This is a genomic window from Brachyspira sp., assembly GCF_029258575.1.
Classification (GTDB): domain Bacteria; phylum Spirochaetota; class Brachyspiria; order Brachyspirales; family Brachyspiraceae; genus Brachyspira.
Genome location: NZ_JARHYI010000090.1, coordinates 1 through 3,078 on the forward strand (window position 1 = coordinate 1; position 3,078 = coordinate 3,078).

Annotated in this window: 4 protein-coding genes; all 4 read right to left on the reverse strand. The window is 22.0% G+C overall.

The window, feature by feature from the left end; all coding sequences use genetic code 11:
* The coding region (locus Q1J76_RS07035; protein ID WP_300368894.1) for a Crp/Fnr family transcriptional regulator at positions 1-386 on the reverse strand (386 nt) is incomplete at its 3' end.
* Between the two features lie 107 nt (positions 387-493).
* Positions 494-1,645 (reverse strand): cyclic nucleotide-binding domain-containing protein, encoded by a 1,152-nt coding sequence (locus Q1J76_RS07040; protein WP_300368897.1) that lies wholly within the window; start codon positions 1,643-1,645, stop codon positions 494-496.
* Between the two features lie 83 nt (positions 1,646-1,728).
* On the reverse strand, positions 1,729-1,956 hold the full coding sequence (locus Q1J76_RS07045) for a hypothetical protein (protein WP_300368900.1): 228 nt from the start codon (positions 1,954-1,956) through the stop codon (positions 1,729-1,731).
* A gap of 151 nt (positions 1,957-2,107) precedes the next feature.
* The coding region (locus Q1J76_RS07050; protein WP_300368903.1) for a family 10 glycosylhydrolase at positions 2,108-3,078 on the reverse strand (971 nt) is incomplete at its 5' end.

Here is a 3,078-nt window from a genome sequence, read left to right on the forward strand (position 1 = left end):
AAAACATTTTCTTTATAATATAGATCTAATTTATTTTTTACTAAACTTATATAATAGCGGGACATCCAAATTTCTAATGTACTATTTAAATAATCATATATTTTTGTCATAAGATCATTATTTCTAATATTATTTATATCAGATAGTCCAAATTCTAAAACTTCAACATCTTCCATAGCTTGAATGCTAACATTATATGGCTCACTAGTTGCTAAATTTACTAAACCTATTATATGTCCTATATTGTATTCCATATAATATTTATCAGAATTAATTGCAAAGGACATAGCTTTTCCTTTTGTAATTATATAGAAAGAATCTTTAGGATAATTACCTTGCTCATATATAAAAGATGATTTAGGAAATTTTATAGTTCTATTATTCATAATTAATATTTTATTTTTTTATATATTGTAATACTTTTTTTTAAAAATACAATAATTACATTATTATTTTCGAAAATTAACTATAATTTATTATATATGAAATTATTTTATTCTGTTTCAATTTTATATTCATCAAAATATTTTTTTATATTTGTTATTATAATATTATTAAAGCTATCAAATTCTACATGATTTATAGTTTTTAAAGTATTTTTTATCTCATCTATATCAATATCCTTATGCAGCATATTCTTTATATCTTCCATTTTATAATATAGTTTTATATATTCTTTATTATAAAATAAAGTTTCGACTTTTAAAAGAGAGTAGATAAATACTATTAAAGTATCTTTAAAATTTGATTTTTTTATAGCTTTAATCTTTAATATAGTACTAACAACTTTCATAGATATCATTCTTACAATTTTTAATCTTATTTCCTTATCATAGCATATTTGTTTTATCAATTCATCTCTACTCATAATATCTATAATTGAATCTTCCAAAACTATTGCAGTTGCCGATAGGGGAGTGTATTCTAATTTTGGTCTTGAAGAATCTATGATATATTCTTTAGGATAAATTATTCTTGTAGAATAATCAGAATCTATTATATTATATATGCCAACTCTTCCTGATCTTATATAATATATATTATTATTGCTTCCTAATTCAGAATATAAACAATAGCCTTTATATATTTTATAAGAATTATTATTTATATGTTGAGGTTCTTTTACCTTATCTATGCTTTTAATAAAATTTTTTACTTTATCAACATTATAATCAGAATTGAATAGTTTTATATAATCAGAACATATTTTATAGCTTGCATCTTTAAATCCATTATTCTTATAGATATTAGCTATAGTTAATATATCCTCTTTATTATATAAATCCATTTTATTTTTAACTATTTCAGTGTAGTATTTACTCAACCATATTTCAAATATAAAAGATAAATAATGTGATATTCTATTTATTAAATGTACATTATTGATTTTAGTGATATATTTAGTTTTTATTTTCCACAATTCAGTATCTTCTATAGTTTCTATTGTAGAATAATAAGGTTCTTTGGATACAGAAGATATTAATCCTATGATATCGCCTCTTTTATACATATATGTTTTTTCATAGAAATCGTTATAAGCTATAACTTTTCCACTTGAAATTATATAAAAATAATCTTCAGCATTCTGAGCATATTTTAATACTATTTTTCCTTTTTTATATTTTACTAACTTGTATTTTTCCATAATTAATATATTTTAACATCCTTCATATCAAAATTATAATACTTATAAAAATTATGTAAACTATTTTGAATATATAATTATTATTAACTTTGACTGTAGTTTTCTTCTTTAAGGGCTTTTATTTTAAGAATAACATTATTTACTTTAATGGAAATCATTCTAACAAAATTGATTTTCAATAATTTGTTTTTATATATCATTTCTATTAATTTAATATTAGTCCTTACTATTAGTGTAGAGTAATAAGGCTCATAAAGTAATGCAGATACTATTTCTAATATATATACTATATTAAATTCAAAATTAATCATTATTTAATATCGTTTTTTCATTGCGAAGATTATTATCTGAAAATAGAATTTCATATTTAATCCAATGATTTTTATAATAATCCTATAATATAAATTTTCTAACATCATATTTATATGTATATTGATTAGATAATATTTGTCAAATTATCTTTTAATTATTTATTATTTTAAGATATTCACTTTCATTATGTATTCTATCTAAAGCGGTAACATAATATATATAAGTTTTTTTTGAATTTATAGTTTTATCCTTGTATGTTACTTTTGAGTTAATATTAAAATTTGTTCTTCTTATTTTATCTATTAATTCTATTCCTACCTCTCCTATGGTTTCTCTATATACAGCATAATATGAAGAATATGAAGGAAGAAGATGACCATATTTATCTAATTTATATTCGTTTGGGTCTGTAAATGATATTTCCATACCACCGAGCACTTTTTTAATAGATGGATTTTCTAATTTTAGAGGAGTAGTATTAATATTTTTCATAGTATTCATTGTAGGTACTATGGATTTGAATATATAATTATTTTCTTTTATATATTTTATGGCATTATTTCCAAAATTTCCTGTATCTCTATCTTTTTTATACATGTTATGCATAGTAAAAAATGCTGAGCCTTTAATATATCCATTTCCAATCTCTCTTATATAATCTATCTGTTTTGAAAGTAAATCAATATCATGCCAAGGTTCTATATTTGTAGCACTTCCCATCCTATATAATGCATGACCTATATATATATCAGCCAGTTTTCCATTACTAGATTTCTTTGCTTCATCTACCCACCATTTTATTATTTTATCAAAAGGAACCGTTCTATGTTTTGAACTCCAATATACTTGAGGTATTATAGCATCAATATACATTCTATTTAATCCGTCTTTTTTAGAAGCATTATTTAAACTAGAAGTTTTTTCCCCATTAAGCATCCATAAAAGCACATCAGCATGCAAAGCATCAAAATTAGGATTGTATGATTTTGTATCGCTGCCATATTTACTTCCATTGTAGTCTGATAATTTTTCCTTATTTCTCCAAACACCTGCAGGAGATATAGTCCATTTTACATAAGGCTTTCTGGATTTTATTTCTTTGTATAAGTCGCTTACAAGCC

Coding starts and splice junctions, on each gene's coding strand:
- Q1J76_RS07040 (WP_300368897.1), bottom strand. CDS start 1,645: ATGGAAAAATACAAGTTAGTAAAATATAAAAAAGGAAAAATAGTATTA.
- Q1J76_RS07045 (WP_300368900.1), bottom strand. CDS start 1,956: ATGATTAATTTTGAATTTAATATAGTATATATATTAGAAATAGTATCT.